Origin of the sequence: Novosphingobium fluoreni (assembly GCF_014196615.1) — a bacterium.
GTDB lineage: Bacteria > Pseudomonadota > Alphaproteobacteria > Sphingomonadales > Sphingomonadaceae > Novosphingobium > Novosphingobium fluoreni.
This window is the reverse complement of sequence record NZ_JACIDY010000004.1, coordinates 196,658-222,893: the sequence shown is the minus strand read 5'-3', so window position 1 is coordinate 222,893 and position 26,236 is coordinate 196,658. Positions and strand designations below refer to the sequence as shown.

The 26,236-nt window shown below is 60.4% G+C and carries 22 protein-coding genes; 14 read left to right on the top strand and 8 right to left on the bottom strand.

Annotated elements, in window-relative coordinates:
• Positions 1–10 precede the first annotated feature (10 nt).
• From GGR39_RS10160 to GGR39_RS10135, 6 genes are all read right to left on the bottom strand, one after another.
• A complete protein-coding gene (locus GGR39_RS10160) occupies positions 11–781 on the bottom strand; it encodes an enoyl-CoA hydratase/isomerase family protein (RefSeq protein WP_058736803.1) in 771 nt (256 codons plus the stop codon).
• A gap of 119 nt (positions 782–900) precedes the next feature.
• Positions 901–1,995 (bottom strand): acyl-CoA dehydrogenase family protein, encoded by a 1,095-nt coding sequence (locus tag GGR39_RS10155; RefSeq protein WP_183617018.1) that lies wholly within the window; start codon positions 1,993–1,995, stop codon positions 901–903.
• Between the two features lie 13 nt (positions 1,996–2,008).
• On the bottom strand, positions 2,009–3,169 hold the full coding sequence (locus GGR39_RS10150; protein ID WP_183617017.1) for an acyl-CoA dehydrogenase family protein: 1,161 nt from the start codon (positions 3,167–3,169) through the stop codon (positions 2,009–2,011).
• A 5-nt stretch (positions 3,170–3,174) separates the two neighbouring features.
• Positions 3,175–3,957 carry an enoyl-CoA hydratase gene (locus GGR39_RS10145; protein WP_183617016.1) on the bottom strand — a complete coding sequence of 261 codons (783 nt, stop codon included), beginning with the start codon at positions 3,955–3,957 and terminating at the stop codon, positions 3,175–3,177.
• A gap of 80 nt (positions 3,958–4,037) precedes the next feature.
• Positions 4,038–4,826 carry a helix-turn-helix domain-containing protein gene (locus GGR39_RS10140; protein WP_183617015.1) on the bottom strand — a complete coding sequence of 263 codons (789 nt, stop codon included), beginning with the start codon at positions 4,824–4,826 and terminating at the stop codon, positions 4,038–4,040.
• Between the two features lie 177 nt (positions 4,827–5,003).
• Positions 5,004–5,627, bottom strand: a complete 624-nt coding sequence (locus tag GGR39_RS10135; RefSeq protein ID WP_183617014.1) for a TetR/AcrR family transcriptional regulator — start codon at positions 5,625–5,627, stop codon at positions 5,004–5,006.
• A 484-nt stretch (positions 5,628–6,111) separates the two neighbouring features.
• On the opposite strand from GGR39_RS10135, the gene car reads away from it, so the two are divergent.
• From car to GGR39_RS10115, 4 genes are all read left to right on the top strand, one after another.
• Positions 6,112–9,507 carry a carboxylic acid reductase gene (gene car, locus GGR39_RS10130; RefSeq protein WP_183617013.1) on the top strand — a complete coding sequence of 1,132 codons (3,396 nt, stop codon included), beginning with the start codon at positions 6,112–6,114 and terminating at the stop codon, positions 9,505–9,507.
• Between the two features lie 176 nt (positions 9,508–9,683).
• Entirely contained in the window at positions 9,684–10,721 is a 1,038-nt protein-coding gene (locus GGR39_RS10125) for a phosphotransferase (protein ID WP_183617012.1), read from the top strand.
• A 140-nt stretch (positions 10,722–10,861) separates the two neighbouring features.
• Complete coding sequence (locus GGR39_RS10120; RefSeq protein ID WP_183617011.1) at positions 10,862–13,381, top strand: TonB-dependent receptor; 2,520 nt, start codon at positions 10,862–10,864, stop codon at positions 13,379–13,381.
• A 192-nt stretch (positions 13,382–13,573) separates the two neighbouring features.
• Complete coding sequence (locus GGR39_RS10115; protein ID WP_183617010.1) at positions 13,574–14,602, top strand: zinc-dependent alcohol dehydrogenase family protein; 1,029 nt, start codon at positions 13,574–13,576, stop codon at positions 14,600–14,602.
• A 377-nt stretch (positions 14,603–14,979) separates the two neighbouring features.
• Here GGR39_RS10115 and GGR39_RS10110 read toward each other — a convergent pair whose 3' ends face one another.
• Complete coding sequence (locus GGR39_RS10110; RefSeq protein WP_183617009.1) at positions 14,980–16,011, bottom strand: NAD(P)H-dependent flavin oxidoreductase; 1,032 nt, start codon at positions 16,009–16,011, stop codon at positions 14,980–14,982.
• Positions 16,012–16,352: 341 nt separating this feature from the next.
• On the opposite strand from GGR39_RS10110, the gene GGR39_RS10100 reads away from it, so the two are divergent.
• The 4 genes from GGR39_RS10100 to GGR39_RS17090 all read left to right on the top strand — a co-directional run bounded on the left by GGR39_RS10100 (position 16,353) and on the right by GGR39_RS17090 (position 19,118).
• Entirely contained in the window at positions 16,353–16,658 is a 306-nt protein-coding gene (locus GGR39_RS10100; RefSeq protein ID WP_183617007.1) for a hypothetical protein, read from the top strand.
• Between the two features lie 276 nt (positions 16,659–16,934).
• Positions 16,935–17,900 (top strand): 2-hydroxyacid dehydrogenase, encoded by a 966-nt coding sequence (locus tag GGR39_RS10095; RefSeq protein ID WP_183617006.1) that lies wholly within the window; start codon positions 16,935–16,937, stop codon positions 17,898–17,900.
• Positions 17,897–18,796 (top strand): glycerate-2-kinase family protein, encoded by a 900-nt coding sequence (locus GGR39_RS10090; protein WP_221226072.1) that lies wholly within the window; start codon positions 17,897–17,899, stop codon positions 18,794–18,796. Before GGR39_RS10095 ends, GGR39_RS10090 begins: the two co-directional genes overlap by 4 nt.
• The gene (locus tag GGR39_RS17090; RefSeq protein ID WP_221226071.1) at positions 18,735–19,118 is read left to right on the top strand and encodes an MOFRL family protein; all 384 of its coding nucleotides are present in this window, start codon (positions 18,735–18,737) and stop codon (positions 19,116–19,118) included. Before GGR39_RS10090 ends, GGR39_RS17090 begins: the two co-directional genes overlap by 62 nt.
• Before the next feature lie 36 nt (positions 19,119–19,154).
• Here GGR39_RS17090 and GGR39_RS10085 read toward each other — a convergent pair whose 3' ends face one another.
• The gene (locus GGR39_RS10085; protein WP_082668014.1) at positions 19,155–19,478 is read right to left on the bottom strand and encodes a 2Fe-2S iron-sulfur cluster-binding protein; all 324 of its coding nucleotides are present in this window, start codon (positions 19,476–19,478) and stop codon (positions 19,155–19,157) included.
• Between the two features lie 86 nt (positions 19,479–19,564).
• Here GGR39_RS10085 and GGR39_RS10080 point away from each other — a divergent pair, with 86 nt between their 5' ends.
• From GGR39_RS10080 to GGR39_RS10055, 6 genes are all read left to right on the top strand, one after another.
• Entirely contained in the window at positions 19,565–20,770 is a 1,206-nt protein-coding gene (locus GGR39_RS10080) for a cytochrome P450 (RefSeq protein ID WP_183617005.1), read from the top strand.
• Positions 20,771–21,461: 691 nt separating this feature from the next.
• Positions 21,462–22,442: a thiamine pyrophosphate-dependent dehydrogenase E1 component subunit alpha gene (locus GGR39_RS10075; RefSeq protein ID WP_183617004.1), complete on the top strand. Its 981-nt coding sequence runs from the start codon at positions 21,462–21,464 to the stop codon at positions 22,440–22,442.
• Entirely contained in the window at positions 22,439–23,461 is a 1,023-nt protein-coding gene (locus GGR39_RS10070; RefSeq protein WP_183617003.1) for an alpha-ketoacid dehydrogenase subunit beta, read from the top strand. The genes GGR39_RS10075 and GGR39_RS10070 overlap by 4 nt, the downstream gene beginning before the upstream one ends.
• A 12-nt stretch (positions 23,462–23,473) precedes the next feature.
• Positions 23,474–23,704 (top strand): biotin/lipoyl-containing protein, encoded by a 231-nt coding sequence (locus GGR39_RS10065; protein WP_058736666.1) that lies wholly within the window; start codon positions 23,474–23,476, stop codon positions 23,702–23,704.
• A 28-nt stretch (positions 23,705–23,732) separates the two neighbouring features.
• Complete coding sequence (locus GGR39_RS10060) at positions 23,733–24,563, top strand: SDR family oxidoreductase (RefSeq protein ID WP_183617002.1); 831 nt, start codon at positions 23,733–23,735, stop codon at positions 24,561–24,563.
• Positions 24,564–24,975: 412 nt separating this feature from the next.
• Positions 24,976–26,229, top strand: coding sequence for a cytochrome P450 (locus GGR39_RS10055; protein ID WP_183617001.1), 1,254 nt, complete (start codon positions 24,976–24,978; stop codon positions 26,227–26,229).
• Positions 26,230–26,236 lie beyond the last annotated feature (7 nt).

The window sequence follows — 26,236 nt, the reverse complement described above, 5'->3', positions numbered from 1 at the left end:
GTCGAGGGCATCAGGCCCCCGTGTAGGCAGGCTTGCGCTTCTCCTTGAAGGCAGTGGTGCCTTCGCGGAAATCGTCAGTCCAGGTCATCAGAGCCTGCACGGCGAATTCGAACTCCAGGGCGTCTGCCAAGGTCTGGCCCGGTGCCGCGTCGAACTGGCGCTTGATTTGCGACAGCGCGATCGTGGGCGCGTTGGCAAAGGTGGCGGCCATCTCCTGCGCACGCGCCAGAACGCCGCCGGCAGGAACTGATTCAAGCGCAAAGCCGAGCGAAACCGCTTCGGTACCGCTAACGAAACGCCCGGAATAAGCGATTTCCTTGGCGCGCATTATGCCAACGTGACGCTCCAGCAGCCAGCCTGCCGCCCCGTCCATTGCCAGACCGATGTGGCGGAAGGCGAACTGGAAGCGCGCGTTGTCAGCGCAGATGATGAAGTCCGATGCCAGCGCCAGTGCAAAGGCCACGCCGATGCATACGCCTTCGACAGCGGCGATCACCGGCTTGTTGGTGTGGGCTACGCTGCGGACCATGCGGTGCAAGGTGCGCGCCTTGATCGAGTTGCCGCGCACGCCGCCCTGACCCATCTCGCCCACGTCGGCCCCGGCCGCGAAATCGCCACCGGCGCCGGTCAGGACGATGACGCGAACATCATCATTGTCCTGCAGGCTTTCGAACACCTGTTGGAATTCGCCACGCATCGCCATGGTGATCGCGTTCTTGCGTTCCGGGCGATTGATCGTGACCGTGGCGACGCCACTATCGATTTGTACCTCGACCGACATGCAGGAACCCTTTCTCGTAAGCTATTGGATGCGGCCCTAGCACGCCCCGATCTGGCGCGGCAGTGCGCATACAGTTATCGCCGCTGCGATGTACCGGCGTGATGGCCCGGTCTTATCGCTCAGGCTGCGGCCAGATGCGGCGTGGCAGATGTAAAACCACCCATCTTCGCCAGCCGCTTGATCTGTTCGTCGGTGCCGCCCAGCAGCATGCCGATCGCAGTCAGGCGGCGGAAGTAATGGCTCACCACGTGTTCCTCGCTGACACCGATGCCACCATGGAGCTGGACGGCGTATTGCGCGACGAACCGACCCGTCTTGCCGATGACCGCCTTGATCGCGGCGGTTCCGCGGGCGCGTTCTGCCGGATCGTCTTCATTCGCCAGCAACGCACCGTAGATCGCGGCGGACGTCGCCTGCTCCACTTCCACAAGCATCTCTGCCGCGCGATGTTGCAAAGCCTGGTTGGTGCCGATGGCCTTGCCGAACTGCACGCGGGTCTTCAGGTATTCCACCGTCACGTCCAGCGCCGCGCGCATCGCCCCCGCCGCTTCGGCGGCCAGGAATGCTATCCCCGCCTCTATGGCGCGGGTGACTGCGGACGCGGTAACGCGCGCCTCGTTGGAGACTTGCACGCCGCTGAGCGTAAGGTCCGCCGCGCCACCGCCGCCATGCAGGCTGAAGCCGCGGCGCGAGAGGCCGGGCGCGTCTGCCGGGACGATCCAGGCATCGTCATTTGAGGTTACGACGAACACATCGGCATGATCGCCGCCCAGCACGAGTGAAGCGGCGCCGTCCAGGCGAACACTGTCGCCATTGGGCGTAGCGGTCACTTCTGCGCGATCGGCGAGGGCGGCGATCGTCTGCCCGCCCATGATGCCTTCCAGCTGCGCGGCTGCGATTTCGGGCGCCGTCCCTTCGGCGATCGCGGTTCCTGCCAGGACGATTGAGGAGAGGTAGGGTTCGAGCAACAGCCCACGCCCGATCGCCTCGCCCACGATCATCGTCTCCACGCCACCCAGACCCAGACCGCCAACGTGTTCTGAGAACGGCAGCATGGTCAGCCCAAGCTCAACCATCTCGCCCCAGACCGCATCCGAAAACCCACGCGCACCGGCGGCATGGCCGTGGCGCTTGTCGAAAGGATAACGTTCGGTGACGAGACGCTCGATGCTGTCCTTCAGCATCCGCTGGTCGTCAGAAAGCTCCAGGTTCATTGTGTTCTTCCTGTCAGCCGAGGCCGAGGATCGTCTTGGCGACGATGGTCTTTTGCACTTCGCTCGACCCGCCATAGATCGAGGCGGCGCGCAGGATGGCGTAATTGGGCATGATCGTGCCCAGCCACTCCGTGTCTTCCTCACCGAAGGGATCCTCGTCGGTGCGGACCTCCAGGGCCTGCGGGCCCGCAGCTTCAAGAAGCAGTTCCGACGCAGCCTGCCGCAGTTCCACACCCTTGAGCTTCAGCACGGAAGAGCGGGGATCGGGCTCGTTCGATCCCCGTTGCGCGTCCAGGATGCGAAGCTGGGTGATTTCCAGGATCTTCAGTTCGGCTTCCAGTGCGGCGGCCTTGCGCAGCACCGCTTCGTCATCGCCTGCCAAGCGCTTCACGCGGCGGATGAGATGCTTGGTCATGCCGATACGGGCAATTCCGGTGCGTTCATTCGAGAGCAGGAACTTGGTGACGTCCCAACCCCGGTTCTCCCCCCCGACCAGGCAATCGGCCGGGACATGGACATCATCCAGGAATACCTCGTTGACCTCGTGCCGGCCATCGCTGGTGATGATGGGGCGAATGGTGACGCCGGGAAGCCGCAGGTCGATCAGCAGGAAGGAGATGCCCATCTGCTTTTTCGGGGCATCGGGATTGGTGCGCACCAGGGTGAACATCCAATCCGCGTGGTGGCCCATGCCCTGCCAGATCTTGTGTCCGTTGACGATGAAGTGATCGCCCTCGCGGCGCGCGGAGGTGCGCAGGGCGGCCAGATCGGAACCGGCGCCGGGCTCGGAAAAGCCTTGAGCCCACCAGATGTCGATGTTGGCGGTGGCCGCCAGCAAGCGATCCTTCTGCTCCGGCGTGCCGAACGCCGAAATCACGGGGCCGATCATCGAGACATTGAACGACACCGGCTCGGGCGCGGGGGCCTGATGCAATTCATCCAGGAAGATATAGCGCTCCACGACGGAGAAGCCGGGCCCGCCCGCCTCCTTCGACCACGACGGCGTCGCCCAGCCACGCGCATTCAGCGTGCGCTGCCAAGCGACGATTTCTTCCTTCGTCGGAATACGCCCGTCCATCATCTTGCGATGGGTGACGGGGTCCAGGTTGTCGCGAATGAAAGAGCGAACGTCCTGACGAAACGCTTCTTCCTCCGCCGTGAAGCGCAGATCCATGAAGCTTACTTGCCCGTGAAGACCGGCTTACGCTTGCCAAAAGCAGCGACGCCTTCCTTGTAGTCTTCCGAAGCGTAGCAGATTTGGAACAGCTCTTCGCACCGATCGAGATCGCGCTTCGATTCGTCCTGCGCATAGGTCCACAGCGTGAACTTGATGTCTTCAGCCGTCAGCGGCGCGCCGATCGAGATGTTGCCGACGATCTTGTCGATCCAGGGCTGAAATTCCTCGTCGGGCAGAACGCGGCCGACCAGCCCCTTGTCGTACGCTTCCTTCGCATCGAAGCGCAGGCCGCCCAGCAGCATGTCCTTCGCCGGGCCGTAGCCGATGATGTCGACCATGCGACGCAGCGAGGAATAGCGATAGCCGATGCCGATGTTCAACGCGGGCTGACCGAATGAGGACTTAGCCGAGCAATAGCGCAGATCGCACACCAGCGCGACCGAGACGCCGCCACCGATGCAGTACCCGTCGATCGCGGCCACGGTGACCTTCTTGGAGGTATAGATTGCCTGCAACGCCTGCTCGCCGGTCTTGGCGTAATGCTCCTGAGCATCACCTTCGCCACGCTCCTCAGCATATTTGGAGACATCGGCACCAGCCACGAACGCTTTGTCGCCCGCGCCGGAGAAGACAACGACGCGAATTTCGTCATCCGCCTCGAACTGCTTCATGGCGTTGCCCATGCCTTCCCACATTTCGAGGCAGATTGCGTTCATCTTCTCAGGCTTGTTGAAGATGATGTGGCCGATCGCGCCGTCCTTGCGGGTGAGAATCTTGTCGCTCAAAGTAATGTTCCTCGATGAATAGGGTCGGTCGAAACCGCAGTAAGCCGTCTAGTCCGAAACTGAAGACTTGAGAATACAGCTTAATGCATCGCCACGGAGCGCAAGTCATGGCTCTCATGGGCGACACGCGGGCCAAGGTATTGGGAAATGTTCTGGCGAATGGTGCGCACCAGTTCGTCGCGGCGAGCGTCGATATCAGCGGTACGGCCAATCACGCCAACACCAAGCGGCTCTTCATCGATTCCCTGCGGCAACAGCAGAGCGATACCCGACCAACCAGCTGCGACTTTACCGGTTGCGAAACCCTGCCGATTGACCTGCTCCAGCGTAGCCTGCAGATCTTGATAGCGCACGTGCATTTCCGGATCGCAACCCGCGTTCAGGCGATGGACGATCTTGCGCACTTCCTCACCCCTGACGAGCGACAGCAGGATATGACCGAAGGGCGAATGCAGCAGGTCAGCATCTTCGCTTTGGGCGAGGGCGGCGGGGATCGGGCCGGCCGTGGTGTGAACGTGCTTCAGCGAAACACCCACCATCGATGTCAGCGACACGGCCAGACGGGTCTGCTGCTGCAGGTTGTCGACCATCGGCAACAGGCGGCCATCGCGGAACAAGTGCGGTTGGACCCAGGCGCCGAGTAGGGAAATGCGCGCGGTCGGCCGGAAGGCGCGTGCGCGGCGATCCCGGGCGAGATAACCCTGGCGCACAAGGCTGGCGAGCAGTTCAGACGTGCTGGACTGGGGCACGTCAAGCGCGCGCGCCACTTCCATCACGGTGAGCGATTGCCGATCGGGGCCGAACATCTCGAAGATGCGAAGGACCCGGTCCGCCGACTTGATCTTCTTCTCCTTCACCGCCGTAGCCATGCTCCGTCTCCGTCAGTTTCTAGTTGTTATGACATTATGACGCATTTGAACGGTTCCGCAAGACTAGAATCGAAATTCCTGTTTCGAGATTTCGCTGGCGGGAGATGATGGCTTGACGCTGCGATCGGCTGTTATGCGCCGTGTCCTGATCTGGCGGCGATCGCGGTCGCCGATGAATCAGGCAGCCGTCTGGAAGATGCGGTCGAATGACGCGGACAGCATTTCTCGCAAGTTCACGCGGATGATCTCATTCTGGCCTTCGGCATCCGTCATGCGGACAAGGCTGAGAAGGTTGTCTAGGCTCATCGCCCACAACAACAGTTTTTCGCGCTGCCCGTCGGTGAGTATCAAGGCTCGGTCTGATTGAGCCCAGGTGTCAGACAGTACGATCCTCGATCGTTCCATGACCCAGTCCGACAAGTGGCGGTTGGCCAGGGCAGCCTCCCAAAATGCATGATATATCGGGTAATGCTGCAGCCAGAACGCGCTGTAATCGTCAAACCACTGATCAAACCCGGCACGATCCTTGATGATTCCGGGAACGCGAGCATGAAAAGCCCTGATGGTCGGCGCGATCTCTTCCAGCAGGCTCAGCGCGATCGCCTCCTTGGACTTGAAGTATTTGTAGAGCGTCGTGTGCGTCGTCGCCGCGGCTGTCGCGATCTGGCGCACGGAGGTGGCGCGAAATCCGTCGCGCAAGAACAGGGCAAGGGCTGCATCGCGGATGCGATCGCGAGTCCCGGCGCCGCCCGCTGTTTGCGGTTCGGCATGCGGGGACAAAGGCGTTCGCGGCAGATCCATTCTGTGTTCTTCCCTTGGCCCCGGCAGAGGCTACTGATGCCGGTATGGTCCTAATCGAACGGGCGGGCAGCGGAAAGGCCGCCTGACTTGGAAAAGGTGGAGCGACTGCGGAATTATGGTTGCTCGTGCGCCCGGACGGCGAGGGCATGGCATCGCAAGGTCGATGGAAATCCGGTGGGGTTGACACTGATGCAACCCTTATGCAGGTTCTTGTCTGCTGACCGGTCCGATGCCGTGACGCAGTTCACCCCGGTCCGGTGAGAAAGAGCGCGAAATGGCGCCGCTACGGAGAGTGGAAAGATGCCCAACCAACTCGCGCTTATCGTGTCATGGTGATGGTGGCCTGAGCGGGCATCCCATTTGCCCGGCGTTTTACTATCATCTCAATCTAACGAACATCCGGCCACTGCCTTGCGATTGTGCGGCTAAGAGACCGGACTCATTCTCAGGCCCAGCTTTGGGCCAATGCCCTCGGAGGCCCAGAATGCTCAATCCGCTGCCCAAGTTCGAGGAACTGCCCCCCAAGCCAGAGGTGACCGCACAGATCCTGCGTCCGGATGCGTCGCTTGCTGAAATCGTTGCGGCGGCTTTCACCGGCTATGCCGACCGCACGGCATTCGTGCGGCGAAATACGTTCGGTGCGTTCGACAGCATGACCTACGGGGAAGCATGGACCGCGATCGGGCAGATCGCCTCGTCGTGGGTGGCGGCGGGCATGGTGCCTGGCGACATGATCGGTATCCTAGGCTTCACCAGCCCCGAATTCGTGCTGCTGGACATGGCGGCCGTGCAAGTGGGCTTGCCGGTCATCCCGCTGCCGATGAACCTGGCCCCGCCGCAACTGGCCGAAGTCTTGACTGAAGCCGCGCCGCGCTATGTCGCCTCATCAGTAAGCGAACTGTCGCTGGCGATCGAGGCGATCAAAGCATCGGGCATCTCAACCACATTGGTGATCTTCGATATCGTCGACGATGAAACGGACTCCGCACAGCTTGAGCAGACCACTCAGGCCTTGCCGGGCACGCCGGTTATCACGCTGGCCCAGCTTCGTGCGCAAGGGGAGGGCAGGACACCGCCTGCGCCTTTCAGATCGACCGAGAGCGATCCGCTCAGCACGATCTATTACACGTCCGGAAGCACAGGCTCACCCAAGGGTGCGATGTACACCGAGCGACTGGTGAAACCCAGCTGGACGAACGACACGCCCGGGCTTCACGTGCTGCTGCATTACCAGCCGCTGAGCCATTCGTTCGGGCGCGCCTTTATCGCCACCGCGCTCTCACGAGGTGGTCTATCCCACTTTGTGACCAAGAGCGACTTGTCCACCCTGCTGGAAGATATCGCTTTCGTGCGGCCGACGACGTTTCCGTTTGTGCCGCGGGTTTGCGAGCTGCTTTTCCAACGTTTCAAGGCAGAGCTTGAGCGGCGCGTCGCCGCCGGGGAGGACCCTGAAAAGACCCGCGCCGCGCTGATCGTCGAGACGCGGGAGAAAGCGCTGGGCGGCAGGCTGGCGCGGGCAGTGACGGGATCGGCACCCACCAGCGCCGATCTGGACGCCTTCATGACGCAGGTCCTGGGTTTTCGCATGATGGACGGATACGGCGCTACGGAAGTGGGCGGCGTCACCTTCAATGGCAAGGTCATGCGGCCACCCGTGATCGACTACAAGCTGATCGATGTTCCCGAACTGGGCTATTTCACCACTGACCGGCCCCATCCGCGCGGCGAACTGCTGGTAAAGTCCGAGCGGATGATCCCGGGTTATTTCAATCGGCCCGAGTTGACGGCAGCGATGTGCGATGCCGACGGGTTCTACAAGACCGGTGACATCATGGCTCAAACCGGCCCCGACCAGCTGGTGTACCTTGATCGCCGCAACAACGTGCTGAAGCTTTCGCAAGGCGAATTCGTTGCGATCGCCAATCTGGAATCGGTCTTCACCAGCGGCCACCCTGCGATCCGCCAGGTCTTTTTGTATGGCAACAGCAGCCGCGCCTTTCTGCTGGCCGTGGTCGTCCCAAACCGTGATTTCCTGACGGACTTGGAGCCGGGCGCAACAAAGGCGGCCTTGTTGACCGCGCTGCGGGAAGTCGCTGATGCGCAGCAGCTGAACTCTTACGAGATACCTCGCGACATCCTGGTGGAGGAGGAGCCGTTCAGCGCGGAAAATGGATTGCTGGCGGGCGTCGGCAAATACCTGCGGCCCAAGTTCAACGCGCGCTATGCCGAGCAATTGGAGGCCTTGTATGACAGCATGGCCGAGCAGCAGGATTCCGAGCTTCGCGAACTGCGCCTCGAAGCGCGCAACTTGCCGACCCTCGAAGCCGTATGCCGCGCCGTGCGCGCTACGCTGGGGACGCAAAGCAGCGTCGTCACCGGGGAAGCCAGCTTCGATCGGCTGGGCGGGGACTCGCTTTCGGCGCTTTCGTTGTCGATGCTGCTGGACGAAGCGCTGGGCGTGGCCATCGATGTCGGCACGATCCTCCATCCGGCGGCGACGCTGGCTTCGCTGGCCGAGCAGATCGACGCGTTCAAGAGGGGCGATGGCGGCACCTTGCCCAGCGCCCATGTCGTCCACCAAGGCAAGCTGGATGTGTTGCGGGCGTCAGACCTGAAGCTCGACCGCTTCATCGATCCCGAGACGTTGGAGAAGGCGGCGAAGCTGGCGCCGGCGGCTCTGGGTGAACCTTCGGTCGTCCTCCTGACCGGCGCGAATGGCTACCTGGGTCGCATAATTTGCCTGGAATGGCTGGAACGTGCCGCTCGGACCGGAGCTAAAGTCGTCTGTGTGATCCGAGCCGGGGACAACGCCGCCGCGCATGCCCGACTGCGCGAAAGCCTCGATAGCGGTGATGCGGAGTTGCTCGTTCGCTTCGAGGAACTGGCCGAAAGCCATCTGAAGGTACTGGCAGGGGACCTGGCCGCGCCGCGCCTCGGGTTGGATGACACGACGTGGACCCGTCTGGCCGAGACCGTGGACGTGATCGTCCACCCGGCGGCCCTGGTCAATCACAAGCTGCCTTACGCGCAGTTGTTCGCGCCCAACGTCGCCGGAACCGCCGAGGTGATCAAGCTGGCCCTGACGACGCGCGCGAAACGCATCGCCTTCGTCTCGACGATCGCGGCAGCCGGGCGACGGGATGGCACCGCCATTCGCGAAGATGAACCCATCGTCCAGGCCATCCCGGAGTGGGTGTTGAGTGACGGCTATGCGGATGGTTACGCCAGCAGCAAGTGGGCGGGCGAAGTTCTGGTGGTGGAGGCGCACGAGCGTTTCGGCTTGCCGTGCACGATCCACCGCTCGGACATGATCCTGCCGCATACGCGCTATCAAGGGCAGATGAACGTGCCCGACATGTTCGTGCGCTGGCTGATCAGCATTGTCGAAACCGGCGTTGCCCCCGTATCGTTCTACCGCACCGCCGAGGACTCGATAAGGCCGCATTACGACGGGATACCGGTGGACTACACGGCCAAGGCGGTGATCGAGCTGGCCGAGGCGAAACGTACCGGGTTCGCCACGTATCATTTGGTCAACGGACATGACGACGGCGTGTCGCTTGACACGTTCGTTGACTGGATCGCGGACAGCGGTCATCGGGTTGAGCGTATCGCCAGCCATGCCGAGTGGTTCGAGCGCTTCGAGACGAAGCTGCGCGCTCTGCCCGAGCAGCGCCGGCAAGCGACCGTGCTGCCGCTGCTGGAGGCGTTTTCCCGCCCGATGCCGGCCATACCCGGCGCCCATGTGCCGCACGACGAATTCGACGCCCAGATCGCTCGTCTTGCGGTCGGAGCAGGGGCGGTGCCGTACCTCGACAAGCGCTACATCACCAAGGCGATCCGCGATCTGGAGCATCTCGGTCTTGTCACGCCCGGCTGATATCGTGCCTCGCGCCCGGCACCGGCACCGACACCGGCGTGAGGGACGGCGGTTCGGTGCGGGAAGGCCTATGAAAAAGGTCAATTCCCTGGCGAAGTGACACCCTTGCGCAGGTTTTGCCTTTCCTACACGGCAAATCTCGCGCTAGGCCCGCCCCGCCAAGGGAGGGCTATGACGTGACTGAATCGGCAACCGCGCGAAACGATATCGATTTCAATCCCGATACATTCGATGCCTTCCTGCGCGACACGATGCCGGGATACGCCGGACCGTTAGGTCTGGAGCGGATCGGCGGCGGCCAGTCCAACCCGACGTATTTCGTCGACGGTGCGGCGCAGCGCATGGTTTTACGTAAACGCCCGCCCGGTGACCACGCGCGCGGCGCGCACGATGTCGGCCGGGAGTATCGCATCCTCACCGCTCTTGATGCGACCCCCGTTCCGGTCCCCAAGCCCATCGTGTATCGGGAAGAGCCTGACGTCGTCGGTACGCCGTTTTACCTGATGGGCTGCGTGCCCGGTCGCGTCTTTGCGGACGCCTCGCTTCCCGAAGTGCGGCGCGATGACCGGCGCGCCTACTATCGAGAGTTCGCGCGCGTGCTCGCGGCGCTTCACGCCGTTGACGTGGACGCGGTGGGGCTGGGCGGTTTCAGGCGTCCGGAACGATATCTGGTCCGTCAGGTGAACACCTGGACGCGGGTGTGGGGAGGGCTTGCCGAAACCGATCCGGACGTGGCGCGTGTGGTCACCTGGCTACGCGCCAACTTGCCTGAGGACGAGGAGAGCGCCATTGTCCACGGCGATTACAAGATCAACAACGTCATTTATGATCTTGAACAGCCTCAGATATCCGCCGTCATCGACTGGGAGCTGTGCACCGTTGGCGATCCGCTGCTTGACCTGGCGCATGCCTGGTCCTTCATGTGGGAAACCCGCCTTGAGGAATATGGCGGCATGATGGGGCAGGACCTAAAAGCGCTCGGATTGCCCGACGAAAACGAGTTTTTCGAAGACTACTACGCCGTCGCGCAAAGCAGCCGTCGCCTGACCCCGTTCCACATGGTGCTGGCGCACTTCCGCACGTCCGGCATTTTCCACGGTATCGCCGAACGCGCCGCCAGCGGAAACGCCAATGCTGGGAACGCCGCCGAAAAAGGCAAGCTTGACCGTGTTTACCTCTCCCGAGCAATCGCGGCGATCGAGCGGTTTTCGTGAGTTTACGACGCACATCAGACATGGTCATCGGCGAGTGATATCGCCCATACGATCTAGATTGCTTGCTCTTGTGCCCCGCCACGTTTCGCGGGAAAGTAAGGAGAAATAGAAGAGTAAATAATCGAAAAAGGGAGAGGTTGATGCGCTCGTCTTGTACGCTGGCGTTATTGTGCTCGGTGGCCATGCCGTCAGTGGTATTGGCTCAGGAGTCTGCCCCCACTTCTCCTCCCGCTGAAGCGGAAACGCGCAGCAGTTCCCAACTTCAGGATATCGTCGTAACCGCGCAGCGTCGATCTGAATCGCTGCAGCGGGTTCCGCTCGCGGTCACGGCACTTGACGCAAGGGCTCTTGAAACCAAGGGCATCACCAATCTTAGCAACCTGTCCACCTCGGTTGCGCCGGGCGTCAACATCACGCAGTTCGCGGGCACGCCCAGCACGCTGGCTTTCAATATCCGTGGTGCCTACTCGTCTGATCCCGGCATCGGCCTGGCAGAGCAGGGCGTAGCCGTCTATCAGGACGGCGTGCCGCTTGGCCGCGCCGTCGGCACCGGAATTGAACTGGGCGATATCGAGCGCATCGAGCTTCTGCGCGGGCCGCAGGGCACTTTGTTCGGCCGCAATGCCGAAGGCGGTGCGGTGCAGTTCATCACCAAGCGTCCGACCGGCGAAGCGGGTGGCCGGATCGAATTGCAGGCGGGCAATTTCAACCAGCGCCGCGCCATGGCTGTGCTCGAACTGCCCAAGTTCGCCAATATCTCGGTCAAGCTGTCTGGCTTGGTCGACCGTCACGACGGTTGGACGCGGAACATTCAGCCACGCGAGGGCGTAGACTTTTATCAGCCAGGTTATCGGCTGCCGGAAACCGCGTTCAAGCAGGAAAAAAGCGGTAGCTTTGAGGATTTGGGCTATAAGAATCAACGCGGCTTTCGCGTAGCGGTGCAGTGGGAACCGACGCCGAACTTCACCGCGAACTACTCGTATGACTTTTCCGATCTGAATTATACGGTTTCTTACAACTCACGCACCGGCGGGCGTGTACCTTCGTCTTATGCATGGTGCTTGAATCCAGCGTACGCCGCGACGTGCGCCAGCGGGGCCGGCATCGCCGCGAACATCTATTACGGAACGCCATCGGCGCAGCCCCGCAACCCCAAGTATGTCGATGCTCCGAGCTACTACCCGCAGAGCAGCAACCACATTCGGGGTCATGCGCTGACGCTGGAATGGGAAGCGTCGGATAACCTGACGTTTAAATCCATTAGCGGTCTACGTTTCCTGCGCGAGAATGGATTCACCAATCTTGGCACCGGGCAAGTCTTCGTTCAAACAATCCCGACATCGGCTTTTGGAGCCAACATCGGTCAGGTGGCCGGGTTCACCGGCACTCTGGCTCTAGCGGGGGTTGATCAAAAGCAATTCAGCCAAGAAGTCCAGATGATTGGTAACTTCGGCGATCTTAAGCTCACCGCCGGGTTGTTTTACTATTATGAACGCGTGTTCGATACGCGCAGCTCTTTCTTCGCGATGGGCTATCAGGTGATCAACCCAACCACGTTACGTCCGCTCGCCCTGACGCCCTTCGATTTCGGGGGTACGCTCGCCGATGGTCTCACCGCTTCTCTCCAGAAGTTCAGGGGTGCTGCGCATTCCTATGCCGCCTACACCCAGGTCACATATACGCCGAGCAGCGTACTTGATGGCCGCCTCTCCATCACTGGCGGCTTGCGCTATACCAAGGACAAGAAAGAGTTCACGCGTTTACGGGCAGCGGCCGGTGCGTTCGGCGCCAATGAGTCGCTGTTTGATCGGGACCGATTTGATCCCGCAGCCATCATCGCGTTCCAGGCCACGCCGACTTTGAACCTTTATGCTCGCTACGCGCGTGCCTATCGCGCCGGCGGTACGGGTATCCGTAACAAGCTGGCACTGACCACATACGATCCTGAGGTGAACACCACCTATGAAGCAGGCGTGAAGTCCCAGCTGTTTGATAACCGCGTGCGCCTGAACGTTGCTGCCTTCCACAGCATTATCGAGAATTCACAAGTCTCATTCCAAAACAGCGGCGTCGATCCGTCAAGCACGGACACCGTGAACATGAGCGGCAACGTGAAAATCGATGGCGTCGAAGTAGAAGCTCAGGCCCAGATATCTGAGAACTTCTCGATGAATGCAGGCTATAGCTACATGCATTCCTCTTTCAAGGGTGCGACAGTTACGGGCCTCGTCTCCGACGGCCTCGGCGGTACTAGCTTGGTGTCTTTCCCAGTTGTCCAGGTTCCGTTTTTGCCGAAAAACCAAGTCAATATAGGAGCGGACTACACTCATCCGGTAGGCGAGGCCGACTTGTTTGCGCATCTGGAATATTCATATCAGAGCGCTCAGAAGAACGAGCCGCGCGATCTAGTTGGAGCCCTAGCGGCAGATCGCAGTCTTTCGCAATTTAACGGCCGCATCGGTCTGCGTGACATTGACGTCGGCGCCAGCAAGCTTTCCATAGAGCTCTATGGCTACAACCTCTTCAATAAGCGCGATCTTGCTTATGCCTATGGCATCGGTTCCACTGACTTCACAGTAGGAATTCGCAATGATCCCGGCGGCTCGGCCTATACCACGAATCCACGGACCTTCGGTTTGCTTGGAAAGGTTTCGTTCTAGCCGCTTTTAAAACATTTTGAGATCAAGGCGATTAAGGCTCGAGGACGTCCTGTGAATGGGGATGTCCTCAAATCTCGTTGCGTTCTGGCAAGGCATTCAGAGCGCCGTTTCCGTTTGTTCCGATTTCACGGTGTAGCGCTCTGATCTATATCGCCCCGGCCGTCGGCCGACACGAAAACCAGGGGAACATTCATGCGCCTGTACCGCGTAAAGGCCTTCACCGGCATCGATGGTTTGCAGCGTGTCGAGGAGCCGGATCCTGTCGCACCCGTCGCCGCGCAGGTTCTGGTTCGCGTTCGGGCAACGTCCATCAACTTCCGGGATTGGATGGGCCTGATCGGCGGACTTCAGGCCGTGGAAGGCGGTATGGTACCCAACCATATCCCGATGTGCGACGGTGCTGGCGAAGTGGTCGCGGTCGGCCCATCGGCAAGACGCGTGAAAGTCGGTGATCGGGTCGCCATGACGTTTCATCCAACGTGGATCGATGGTCCCATTCCGGATGACTTCAATGTTCTCGGGCGCAGTGCCGGGCCAAATGATGGTTGCCTGACCGAATTCACCACCGTCGATCAAAGCGAAGTGGTCACGTTGCCCGATCATCTCTCGTTTGAAGAAGCGGCGACTCTGCCGTGCGCCGGTGTGACGGCCTGGGCTGCGCTTCGTGGCCAAGCGGGCAAACTTGAGCCCGGTGAGGACGTGCTGGTCATGGGTAGCGGCGGGGTTTCGATACTGGGGTTGCAGTTGGCCAAGATCGCCGGCGCGAGAGTGATCGCAACGACATCGTCTCCGGCGAAGATGGACCGTCTGCGGGAACTCGGGGCAGACGTGGTGATCGATACCTCGGCAGGCCCGGGATGGTATAAGGCGGTGCAGGAGGCAACGGGTGGACGCGGGGTCGATGTCACCCTGGACGTTGGTGGTGCGACCGGGTGGCGGGACTCCATCCTCTCGACGCGCCGTTCGGGTCGGATCAGCCTGATCGGTGCATTAGACATGCAGCCAGGAGAGATGCCGGCGCTCTTTATGATGCGGGGGATCAATCTCAATCCCACTCGCGTCGGTAGTCGCAGACATTTTGAGGATATGAACCGCGCGATCGCTCAGACCGGCATGCGCCCCGTGATCGACAGGGTGTTCGCATTCGAAGACACGGCAGCAGCGTTCCAGCATTTCGCGAGCGGGACTCGTATAGGCAAGGTCGTCATTCGGATCGACTGACGTGCGGAACTACCGTTCGATCCCCTCCGCATCCACTCGCCAAAGTTCGATAATCTATCTTATGTAAAATGAAGGTCGCGTCTGGGAGCGCCAGACCATATCACCGCGAGCGGATACACCCGCGCAAGACCCACCGATCGCGCGGTGTCGCGTCGCTTCCGCTGCGTATCTCATGACGCTGGTCGCATGAGCGTGTCCGTTTCACGTCCGCCGCCGAAAAACCCTGCCATTTTATCTGGCCAGCCATTGCCTTCACGACCCGGGAATAGCCTTTTATTGTTTTAGCTCAAACAGACCAGTCGCGGCTTTCGGGTTCATCCATACCGATGATGGCGTCGATCCCCCACCTACTTCAAAGCGGCTGCGGCCTTCCAATATCAATTATGTATGTTTGATACCAAAGGTAAACCAATGCTTTCCGAGGTGAGATGATGAAGACGCTGGCTCGCCGCCACGGCATCATCGATCATCCGATCGAAGATTGCTTCAACAGGCTCGATCGCATCGGCGAAGATAGCTGAATGTCCCCAATCATAGCTGCCTCGGCTAAGATCACCGCTTTTGTAACCTGCCCGAGTATGCGTGCCGGACACAAGATCGCGATAAGCTTCGAATTCAGTCACCCCTGCGGCTTCCAGCGCGAGAACATCTTTTGTCGTCTCGTTGGCCAGGACCCGGTGATTGTCACGGAAGACGCGCTTGATCACGGTGCTTTCGCTGCCATCGGCGGCGATCAGTTGGGTCTTATAGCCTTCGCTAACCCACATTTCTTTCGCCACCATCATGCGCGTACCCATGATCACGCCCTCGCAACCCATCGCCAGCACGGCCGCAAGCTGACGCCCGGTGCCGATCCCGCCGCCGATCACGACGGGAATATCGATCTCCATCGGCGCCTGCGCGGCATGGACCATCGTTCCGATCTGATGCACGCCGGGATGGCCGCCGCATTCGTTACCGATCACGGTGACCGCATCAACGCCAAGTCGTTGCGCGGTATGGGCATAGCGGACGCCGGGCACCTTGTGGATCACGCGAATGCCCGCTTCCTTCAAGGCGGGGATGATTGGTCCGGGGTTCTGCCCGGCCGTTTCGACGCAAGAGACATTGTTCGCCACCATCTCCGGAATGAAAGAGAGGATGCGCTCCACCGAGCCGGGGGCGCGGCCGATATAGAGGTTTACCCCGAACGGCATTCCGTCCGTCAATTCGCGACAAAGCGCCATCTGCGATGAAAAGGTATCTGGCTCCTCAAATCCGGTGTGAACCAGGAAGCCCATGCCGCCCGCACGAACCACTGCTGCGACATAGCGGGCATCCGATACGCCCGGGCCCAGCCCGCCGCAGAGGATGGGATGGCGAATGTTCAAAAGCTCGGTCAGGCGGGTCTGGAAAGTGGCGGGACGCATCAGGAAACCTTTCGTGTAATCACAGTGGGCCGAGCGCGTTGTCCAGGCCGTGAAGAAGTGCCTCAGGCGCTTGCGCGGGATCCCAGGCCCGGCCCGGCATCAGCCCCGAGCGATGCCTTAGGTGAACCATCATCTCCGTCCAAGCCAGGATTACGGCCATGCAATCCATCACAGCCGCGCCATTGATGCTGTGCATGCCTTGCGCGGAACATTCAGCGTGAGAATGGCGAGCGCGCCATCCGTCTTGCTCATGACCAGGTGCTGATGATTTGTAGCTCATGCCGCCTCGATCGGGTTGACGCCTGCGACACAGCAGCCGGGCTCTATCGTATTCTTTGCGGATGACCGTTGCAGTTCGCAAGGCGCTGCAAGGCAGTGATCGCAAGCATGATTGCCCCAAACCACATTGGCCGATGGCTCGCAGAGAGATAGCACGGTCCGCCGCGTGGGAATGGCAAAAAAAAGACATTCTACAAGGCGGCTCCCTCCCCTCCCTCTGGAGCCCCGCCACCACCATGACCGCGTTGACCGACCGTGATCTATCCCGCCGCTTGCTGTCCCTCATGGAAGAGCGCCGAAGTGCCCTGCCGCCCGGTGCAGGCAATGCGCTGGTGGCGCGCGTTATCGCCGAGACCGGAATGTTGTGAGGTCTTCTGCGCGGGCGAGCAGGCCGGGTTCAGTATCAATCCGCTGAACTTTTTGACTGGCAGGCGCGGGGCGCCGTATCGCCCTAAGCTGGAAGATCCGTTGACGTTCATGTACATCAGCGGAACCACTGGACGGCCCGAAGGTGTGTCGCGTTCCAACCGGGTGCAAGTTCAAGAAGGTAGCCTTGCGCGAACTTTATGGGCAAACGCCGATCACCGCCGAACCGACCGGTACCGCAAGGTGATTGCCCTAGACAGCTACTGGAAGGGCGCATCATGACTCGAATTTTTCAAACTCGCCGTTGGCCGGATACGGCGGAGCAAGCGCTCGATGGGCTAGGCGACGTGGAACGGCGGACCGATGACCGCCCTCTTTCGGCTCGGGAATTGCGCGTCGGACTGGCGAGCGCCGATGTCTTTTGCCCCACGGTATCAGACACGATCGATGCACTTGTTCTGGGCGACCTCGACCTTTCGGGCAAACTGATCGCGAATTTCGGCGCTGGCACCAGCCATATCGATGTTGCCGCTGCTCGCGCGGCGGGCGCGGTGATCAGCAACACCCCCGATGTCTTGACCGATTGCACCGCGGACGTGGCCATGCTGCTGATCCTGGCCGTGGCCCGCCGCGCTGGGGAGGGAGAGCGGCAGTTGCGCGCGGGTGCCTGGCCGGGCTGGCATCCGATCCACATGATGGGCAAGCAGGTCAGCGGCAGCGTGCTTGGCCTTGTCGGCTTCGGCCGCATCGCCCAGGCGATCGCGCAACGGGGAGCCAAAGGCTTCGGCATGGAAATCCTCGTCTGGAACCGCAGCCCGGTGGCGTCGGAGTTGCTGGCCGCTTGCGCCGCGCGCCAGGTTGGCACGCTGGACGAACTGTTGGCGCGTGCCGACTTTGTCTCGCTCAACATCCCGGGCGGCCAACAGACCCACCACTTGATCGACGCTGGTCGATTGCAGAAGATGAAGCCCACGGCATTCCTCATCAACACTGCGAGAGGAACCGTGGTCGATGAGGCCGCGCTGGTACAGGCGCTCGATCAGGGTGTGATAGCGGGGGCCGGGCTGGACGTGTTCGAGGAAGAGCCGCGCGTCCATGCCGGCCTGCTTCAGCGTGAGAATGTGGTTCTGCTGCCCCACCTTGGCAGCGCGACGATGGAGACGCGGGTCGCCATGGGCCTGCGCGTTGCGGAGAACATCCGGCATTGGCAAGCGGGTGAGCCGTTGCGCGATCCGGTTGCATGACCGTGGACCCGGCTGCCGCGCTTCGTGCCCTGCTGGATGCCGCAATCTCATCCGCGCAACCGGCATTTTGCGTTCCCCCGGCCCTCCCCGCCCCGCCCGATGGCCGGACGATCGTGGTCGGTTTTGGAAAGGCCGCGGCATCGATGGCAAGGGCGGTTGAGGATCACTATACCGGCCCGGTTACAGGCGTCGTCGTGGCGCCGCATGGTTCGTCCCAGGATCATGGTTGCCGATCTATCCAGGTGCTGGAAGCGGGACATCCCATCGCTGACGACGCCAGCGTTACGGCAGCCAAGGCCATCATGGCGGCCGTGTCGGGGCTTACTGCGGATGATCTGGTACTGATCCTGATTTCCGGCGGGGGCTCGGCGATGTTCGAGTGGCCGCGCGATCGGGTCAGCCTGAGCGAGATGCAGGCCGTCGTGCGTCAGTTGATGCACGCGGGTGCGAGCATCGGTGAACTGAACACCGTGCGCGCGACCTTGAGCCGCGTGAAGGGAGGTGGCCTCGCTCGTGCCATTGGATCGGCACGGGCCGTGGCGCTCGTCATCTCGGATGTCGTGGGGGATGATATTGCGGTGATCGCCTCCGGTCCAGCAGTTGCCCCGCCCGATTTGCGAGCCGCTCCAGACATTCTGGCACGGTACGGCGTCGATGCGAGTGATCACATATTGCGCGTCATGGCGGGGGCGGCGCAGGCGCATGACCTCACTCCGGCCATCCCCCATCACCTTATCGCGACGCCGGCGATGGCGTTGGCGGCTGCGGCCAGTGTGGCGCGTAACCTGGGTTTGAAACCGATCGTGCTGGGTGACGATATCGAAGGCACACCCAATGTCGCCGCCGATCTTCATCTGCAGGCTGCAGCCGGGGGAGGTTCTGCTTTCCGGGGGTGAATTGGTTTGCCGCGTTACCGGCGCAGGGCGTGGAGGGCCAAACCTGGCGTTCTGCCTGGAACTGCTCAATCGTCAGGCGGACGCGACGGACCTTTGGGCGCTCGCCTGCGACACGGATGGACGTGATGGTAACTCCGGCCTGGCGGGTGCCATGGTCCGCCCCGGCGCGAAGGCACGCGCGCAGGCGGAAGGCCTGGATATTGCAGGTTTCCGGGTAAACGCCGACTCATCAGGCCTGTTCAGCGCCTTGGCCGACACAATTGATACCGGATGGACCGGTACCAATGTGAACGACTTTCGGGCCATTTTACGCGCTTCATGACTTGCGCGAGAAGATATCGCTGGAGCGATTTCTTGCTTACATCTGCGCGGGCGCCACGGTAACTGCCAACCCCTCAAGTTCTGGGCCGGCAATGATCTGGCAGGCCAGACGGCTTCCCGCCTGCCTATCGGCGAAAAGGCCTTCCAGCATCATCTCTTCGGCCTCATCCGGCGCTGGTAACCGCGCAATATCCTGCTCCGCGACGTAGATATGGCAGGTGCCACAATTTGCGTATCCGCCGCAAAGACCGACAATCCCGTCAACCTCCTTGTGCAGCGCCACGTCTTTTAGCGAGCTGCCGAGTTCCGCATCCACCACTCTTGCGGTGCCTGACGGCTCGATAAAGGTAATAGAAACCACACAGACCTCACTTTCGGTTGTTGGCCTTCTAATCTACACAGAACTAGATTTGCAATGTAACAAGATGTGCACTGGCAGGAGACAATATGCAGCTTTCACCGGAAAAGGCCTCCTTGCCCGACAATGTGCCGGCAGAATTGGTGGTAGACTTGAACGTCTACAAGCCAGAGGGCGGAAACCAGGATCTGCATGGTACTTGGCGGCGCATCCAGGCAACTTCGCCGGACATCATGTGGTGTCCCTACAATGGCGGACACTGGCTGCCGACACGCTTTGAGGATATCGACTTCATCCAACGCAATCACGATCCTTTTTCCATGCGGGATGTTGGAATGCCCAGTGGGTTGAAGCCCACTCGGATCCTCCCGCTGGAAGCTGATCCCCCGGAGCATCTGGGCTTCCGGATGATCATCAATCCGTTCTTCACGCCAAAAATCGTCAGCGGCCTCGACCATTTCACTCGTGAGTTGGCGGTTGAGTTGATCAGGGAAATCAAGCCGCGCGGCCGGTGTGAATTCATGGCGGAGTTCGCGCAGAAGCTGCCGATCGCGATCTTCATGCGCCTGGCCGATCTTCCGATGGACGACGCTCCGGAACTGCTTCGTCTGGCTGAGCAGTCGACGCGCGGCGGCGCGGAGTTGCAGGCCAGTTCGCAGATGGCGATGATGGCCTATATCACCCCGTTCGTGGAAGAGCGTCGCGCCAATCCGGGTAGCGATCTGATCAGCGCCATCGTTCACGCCAAGGTGAAGGGGAACCAGATTTCCGACACCGATATGATGAGCACGCTGTTGACCGTGCTGTTCGGTGGCCTTGATACCGTGGCGTCCACGATGGGTTTCATGGCAGAGTTTCTGGGCCGCCATCCGGCGCATCGTCAGCAGTTGATCGACGACCCCAAGCTGATCCCCAATGCCGTCAATGAAATGATGCGGCGCTTCGGCCCCTCCAGCACGGCGCGCACGCTCAGCCGCGATTACGATTACAAGGGCATCCATTTCAAGGAGGGTGACAAGGTTTACATCCTGCCGCTGCTGGCCGGGATGGACGAGCGGCGTTTCACCGATGGATGGAACATCGACTTTGAGCGGCGCGAAGGAGATCACGCCAGCTTCGGTTCCGGACCACACCGCTGCCCTGGGCAATTGCTCGCACTACTGGAACTGCGCATTTTCGTGGAAGAGTGGCTTAAGCAGATCCCGGATTTCCGCGTCAGCGAGTCTGAGCCGCCTTCATACGGCACGGGCATGGTGAATTGTGTGGAGACGTTGGTCCTTGAATGGGATGGTTGAGATATGACCATAATCCGGCGGATGGGCAAATTGGTCACCCGCCAAAGCGGCGCGCTTTGCATGCGTCACAATAGAATGGAGTCCTGCGTATCGCGCCGCTTTCCTTGAAGTAAGATATGCCCCGATATGACTCAGAGCTTCCCGCTTCCAACTGAATGCAGCCTCCGAGGTCAAATGTCGGTCGCGCTGGATTGATCAGAATGGCGCCGCCAGTGGTGTTGCACCCAAAAAGAGTGCCTTGCGGCCCCTTCAGCACTTCGGCAGAGGCTTAGTCATAGAGCGCAGTATTAGTCTGGTGCGGACGCTGTGTCACCACTTCGGCAAAATAGATGCCAACTGCGTTATTCTGCCTGATCAGACTTTCTAGCGAACGCTGCGATCGTATGGTGGAGCGCGGCACGGTCTTGCCGAATGACGATGGGGAAAACTGCGGCGCAGGGGCAAAGAAACGCTATGGCGGAGACACGGCTGCCACCCATCCAGCGCCATACGCCAGGCATCCTAACCCCTGCTTCCTAGACGAGCGCGAAAGCAAGTGCTTGCTTGATGCCATGTCGACCAAGCTCAATTGTTTACAGGCAGGGCGCATGCATCAGGAATGCGATTAGTGCTCGGCCTTGCTCCCATCGTCGTGCAAGGATAACGCGAGATGTCTAGGGTCACACCCAAATGATTGCATTGGAGCGAGCGTATGGCTGATAATATAGGACCCGACGGTGAGACGCTGCTCGGCATTTACCGGCGCGCGGCGTTGCTGAAGGCGAATGACGAGCGTAGCCGCAAGGTGATCACCACGGGCCGTCTAGTCATGCCGTATTACAGCTATCGCGGGCAGGAGATCATTCCTTCGGCGCTCTGCGCCAGCCTGACAGATGATGACTATCTCGTCACCATCTATCGCGGCATCCATGATATGCTGGCCAAGGGCATGCCGCTGAATGACCTGTGGGCGGAAATTGCCGGCCGCGTGGACGGCACTTGCAAGGGCAAGGGCGGCCCGATGCATCTCACCTACCCCAAGAAGGGCATCATGGTTACGACCGGCATCGTCGGCTCGTCCATGCCGATCGCCAACGGCCTGGCTTGGGGTTCGCAGCTTTCAGGAAACAACCGCGTGGCTGTTGCCACGTTCGGTGATGGCGCATCGAACATCGGCGCGTTCCATGAATCCTTGAATATGGCTGCGGTGTGGAAGCTTCCGGTGATCTTCCTGTGTCAGAACAACCTTTATGGCGAACACACCGCGTACGAGAAGGCAACGTCGGCTAAGCAGATCGCCGATCGCGCTGCCGGCTATTCGATTCCTGGCGTCCGCGTCGACGGCAACGATCCGGTGGAGATGTATCGCATGGCACGCGAGGCCATCGATCGTGCTCGTGCCGGCGAAGGACCGACGCTGATCGAGGCTATGACCTTCCGGTTCCATGGTCACGTCTTCGGGGACGCCGATGGCTACATGGACAAGGCCCAGAAGGCCGCCGCCATGGAAGCCGATCCCGTCCCGCGTTTGCGTCGCAAGTTGATCGACGAGGGTATCGCGACAGAGGAGCAACTTGCCCAAATCGAAGCCGATATCGAAGAATCGATAGATGCGGCCGTGGAATTTGCCCTGGCGTCGCCCCTGCCCGAGCTTTCCGAATTGACTACCGACGTTTATGGAGAAGCCGCATGAGCGATACTCTGACATCCGAAAAGCCGGCCGCCGCCAAGGTGGCGCAGGTGACGATGCTGCAAGCCATTAATCAGGCCATTGCCGATGCGATGGAAGCGGATGAGCACGTCGTCGTCCTAGGCGAAGACGTGGCCGATCCCGAAGAGGGCGGCGTCGTCGGTGTGACCAAGGGCCTGTCGGGCCGCTTTGGCGAGAAGCGCGTGCGCTCGACGCCGATTGCGGAGCAGGCGATTATCGGCGCGGCGATCGGCGCCAGCCTCGTGGGTTACAAGCCCGTGGCCGAAATCATGCTGATGAACTTCACGACTGTCGCCATGGACATGATCGTGAACCACGCGGCCAAGCTACGTTTCATGTCGGGCGGACAGACCCACGTCCCCATCGTTATCCGCACGATGACCGGTACCGGCTTCTCGTCCGGCGGCCAGCACTGCGACTACCTGGAGGCGTGGTTCGCCCACACGGCGGGGATGAAGGTCGTGGCCCCTTCCAACCCGGCTGATGCCTACGGGCTGATGCGCGCGGCGATCAACGATCCCGACCCGGTGCTCTATATTGAGAACATGCCGAGCTACTGGATGAAGGGCGACTCTTTCGATGCCGATCACATCGTGCCGTTGGGCAAGGCGGCCGTGGCCAAGGAAGGCGGCGATGTTACCATCGTCAGCTACTCGCGGACATTGAACGAGGCGCTGGGCGCGGTGAAGGCGATGGAAGCAGCAGGTGTTTCAGCCGAGATCATTGATCTGCGCACCATCTCCCCGTGGGATGAGGACACCGTGCTGGCCTCCGCCGCCAAGACGGGACGCCTCCTCATCGCGCACGAAGCAGTGGAAAAGCATGGCATGGGCGCCGAGATCGCTGCGGTTGCTTCGACCAAGCTTTTTGGCAAACTGAAGGCACCCGTCGCACGCCTGGGCGCACCTTATGCCCCCGTACCCTTCTCCAAGCCTCTGGAAGATGCCTTCGCACCCAACGCCAAGCGCATCGCTGAGGCCGCCATCTCACTTTGCAAATAACAGGACTGGTTCATGGCTACCGAAATCCTTCTGCCCAAGCTTGGCTTCTCGATGAACGAGGGCACTCTTTCCGAATGGCTCGTGGCGGACGGCGCCACGGTCAACGAGGGGGACCCACTTTTCTCCTTGGAAAGCGACAAGTCGACCAACGAAGTCGAAAGCCCCGCCACCGGTACGTTGAAGATCCTGAAACAAACCGGCGAAACCTATGAAGTTGGTACCGTCCTCGGCACGATCGAGTAACACGAACCGCAGGGACTAACCGTAAACGATGAGCGCGACCGAGCAGAGCGATGTCCAGGCGACGAACGTAGCGCCGTGGAATACGAAGCTCGTCGCGCTCGTCACCGGCGGCGTTAGCGGCATCGGCGAGGCTACCGCGAAGGCTTTGAGAGCCCGTGGCGATCGGGTTATTACCGTCGATTTGCGTAACGCCGATATCAATGCCGATCTTTCGACAGCGCAGGGCCGTGCAACACTTGTGGCGCAAGCGGAGCGATTGGCTCCGGATGGCATCGACCTCGTTGTTGCCGCTGCTGGTGTTTCGCTTGGCATCGGCGACGTTCTGGGCGTAAATTTTTTCGGTGCGGTCGCCACCCTTGAAGGCTTGCGCCCCCTGCTTGTCAAAAGGGCCCCAGCCCAGGCGATTGCCATCACATCCACCGCCGCGATCGGCGAGGTGGATGACGAAGTGATGGCCGCATGCCGCGATGGGAATGAGGAAGCCGCCAAGGTGCGCGCTCGTCACACCACAGAGGGAGATGCTCATTCGCCCCTGGAATATTCATCGTCGAAGCGGGCCCTTGCTTATTGGGTCCGCCGCGCCGCCATAACGCGGGATTGGGCAGGCTCACGCGTGTTTTTGAATGCAGTCGCACCGGGCTTGACGTTGACGAACATGACCCGGCCGATGCTCTCCGATCCAGCGTTGGTGGATGTGATCAATGCATCCACGCCCAGGGCCGTTTCTCAACCTGGACAGGCGGAGGATCTTGCGGAAGCGATCGTCGCGATCGCATCCCTTCGTAGCGGTTATGTAGTGGGACAAGTCCTTCATGTAGACGGCGGCACTCACGCCATTCTGCAACCTGAAATTTACTGATAATCGTCGTCTAAGTCGAATGGCCGCCGTGCTTTTGGGTGGTCGATAATGTTGCTTTACCGCCAATACTTTCAGATCATACGACCTGTTGTGAAAGATTTCTGCCGCAGGTGTATCCTCGTTCAAGAGCATGGTTCCATCGCTATCGCGAGAAAGATCGGCCCCGGGGAAGAGAAGACTATTTTTGAAGTTGTATCGATCGATTACGGCGGTTCAATTCAGGAAATAGTATTGCGCCGCGTTCGTCCCGGCCCGCTCGCTTGGCCAGCCCTGCCGCTTTCACATTTCAGACCACTTCACATTCACGCCCCTTTCATCGGAGCGGCGGCCTGCGACTTTATATAGCAATCGCTTTATAAATATCGTATGTTAGCCTCTAATAAGACAAATAAGGTCAAGCAGGAGACGGATCATGACGGCGCTGCCGAAGTTGCGCGACCTCGACAATCGCGAGTTCAACCCTTTCATGGAAGAGCGCTTTTTCTTTGGCGAGAACGAGGACCCCTATCCTCTGCTGGCGCGCTTGAGAGAGCAAAATGCGGCCATGGCAGGTGACTATCGGCTGATGATGGGCCTTCAACCGGACATCACGCACCCGGCCAACGTGCCGCACTTCATGATCCTGAGTTATGAGGAGGTTGCGAAGGCACTGCAATCTCCTCAGGTATTTTCGAACAAGGCGTACACGTTCAACATAGGAGCCAGCTTCGGTCGATCAGTTTCAGCGATGGATGCGCCTGAGCACGGTAGATATCGCCGGATTTTCCAGAAGATTTTTCTGCCGCAATTTGTGAAGACATGGGGCGATAACATCGTTGACCCTGTTGTCAACGATCTGATGGATGGGTTCATAGCTACCGGAAAGGCCGATTTGATTCAGCAGTTTACGCTGAATTACCCCTTTGGCGTCATCTATCGGCAGCTAGACTTGCCACCGGATGAGGGAAAGCTATTCCACAAGCTGGCTGTTACGCAGACGCTCGTCTCGTTCGACTTCAAGCATGGTTCTGAGGCAAACGCGAAGCTTGGGGAATATTTCCCTCATTTGATCGAGCAGCGGCGAGCCAATCCCGGCAATGATCTGGTCAGCCTGCTGGCGCGCGCGGAAGTGGATGGCGAATATTTGCCCGAAGATGTCCTGGTTTCCTTCTTTCGTCAGTTGATCAATGCCGCGGGCGACACGACTTATCGCGGCACCAGCGTTCTATTGACCAAGCTGCTGGAAAACCCGGACCAACTGGCGATGCTTCGAGAGGATCGCAGTCTGATGCCCAATGCGATCGAGGAAGCCCTACGCTTTGATGGACCGGTGGTTGAACAGGCTCGCTGGACTGCGCAGGACGTGGAGGTAGCAGGCGTTTTCATGCCCGCCAACTCTATCGTGCATGTCGTTGCCGGCGCGGCAAACCGTGATCCGGCGAAATTCGACGATCCTGATCGTTTTGATATTCGCCGGCATAATGCAAGCCGGCATTTCTCGTTTTCGGCCGGGCCACACATTTGCATTGGCCAGCATCTGGCACGGGTGGAGATGACGCGCGCCATGACGGCGATCCTGGATCGACTGCCCAATTTACGGCTCGACCCCGATATGCCGCCGCCCGCGATACGTGGCGCGATGATGCGGGTGCCGCACAGTCTCCACGTTCGCTTTGATCCCAGTTGATCGTTCA

What these genes read in the sequence shown, in the direction of transcription:
- GGR39_RS10160 (WP_058736803.1), bottom strand. Translation starts at nt 781, where the DNA reads ATGTCGGTCGAGGTACAAATCGATAGTGGCGTCGCCACGGTCACGATC.
- GGR39_RS10155 (WP_183617018.1), bottom strand. Translation starts at nt 1,995, where the DNA reads ATGAACCTGGAGCTTTCTGACGACCAGCGGATGCTGAAGGACAGCATC.
- GGR39_RS10150 (WP_183617017.1), bottom strand. Translation starts at nt 3,169, where the DNA reads ATGGATCTGCGCTTCACGGCGGAGGAAGAAGCGTTTCGTCAGGACGTT.
- GGR39_RS10140 (WP_183617015.1), bottom strand. Translation starts at nt 4,826, where the DNA reads ATGGCTACGGCGGTGAAGGAGAAGAAGATCAAGTCGGCGGACCGGGTC.
- GGR39_RS10135 (WP_183617014.1), bottom strand. Translation starts at nt 5,627, where the DNA reads ATGGATCTGCCGCGAACGCCTTTGTCCCCGCATGCCGAACCGCAAACA.
- car (WP_183617013.1), top strand. Translation starts at nt 6,112, where the DNA reads ATGCTCAATCCGCTGCCCAAGTTCGAGGAACTGCCCCCCAAGCCAGAG.
- GGR39_RS10120 (WP_183617011.1), top strand. Translation starts at nt 10,862, where the DNA reads ATGCGCTCGTCTTGTACGCTGGCGTTATTGTGCTCGGTGGCCATGCCG.
- GGR39_RS10115 (WP_183617010.1), top strand. Translation starts at nt 13,574, where the DNA reads ATGCGCCTGTACCGCGTAAAGGCCTTCACCGGCATCGATGGTTTGCAG.
- GGR39_RS10110 (WP_183617009.1), bottom strand. Translation starts at nt 16,011, where the DNA reads ATGCGTCCCGCCACTTTCCAGACCCGCCTGACCGAGCTTTTGAACATT.
- GGR39_RS10100 (WP_183617007.1), top strand. Translation starts at nt 16,353, where the DNA reads ATGACCGTTGCAGTTCGCAAGGCGCTGCAAGGCAGTGATCGCAAGCAT.
- GGR39_RS10095 (WP_183617006.1), top strand. Translation starts at nt 16,935, where the DNA reads ATGACTCGAATTTTTCAAACTCGCCGTTGGCCGGATACGGCGGAGCAA.
- GGR39_RS10090 (WP_221226072.1), top strand. Translation starts at nt 17,897, where the DNA reads ATGACCGTGGACCCGGCTGCCGCGCTTCGTGCCCTGCTGGATGCCGCA.
- GGR39_RS17090 (WP_221226071.1), top strand. Translation starts at nt 18,735, where the DNA reads ATGTCGCCGCCGATCTTCATCTGCAGGCTGCAGCCGGGGGAGGTTCTG.
- GGR39_RS10080 (WP_183617005.1), top strand. Translation starts at nt 19,565, where the DNA reads ATGCAGCTTTCACCGGAAAAGGCCTCCTTGCCCGACAATGTGCCGGCA.
- GGR39_RS10075 (WP_183617004.1), top strand. Translation starts at nt 21,462, where the DNA reads ATGGCTGATAATATAGGACCCGACGGTGAGACGCTGCTCGGCATTTAC.
- GGR39_RS10070 (WP_183617003.1), top strand. Translation starts at nt 22,439, where the DNA reads ATGAGCGATACTCTGACATCCGAAAAGCCGGCCGCCGCCAAGGTGGCG.
- GGR39_RS10065 (WP_058736666.1), top strand. Translation starts at nt 23,474, where the DNA reads ATGGCTACCGAAATCCTTCTGCCCAAGCTTGGCTTCTCGATGAACGAG.
- GGR39_RS10060 (WP_183617002.1), top strand. Translation starts at nt 23,733, where the DNA reads ATGAGCGCGACCGAGCAGAGCGATGTCCAGGCGACGAACGTAGCGCCG.
- GGR39_RS10055 (WP_183617001.1), top strand. Translation starts at nt 24,976, where the DNA reads ATGACGGCGCTGCCGAAGTTGCGCGACCTCGACAATCGCGAGTTCAAC.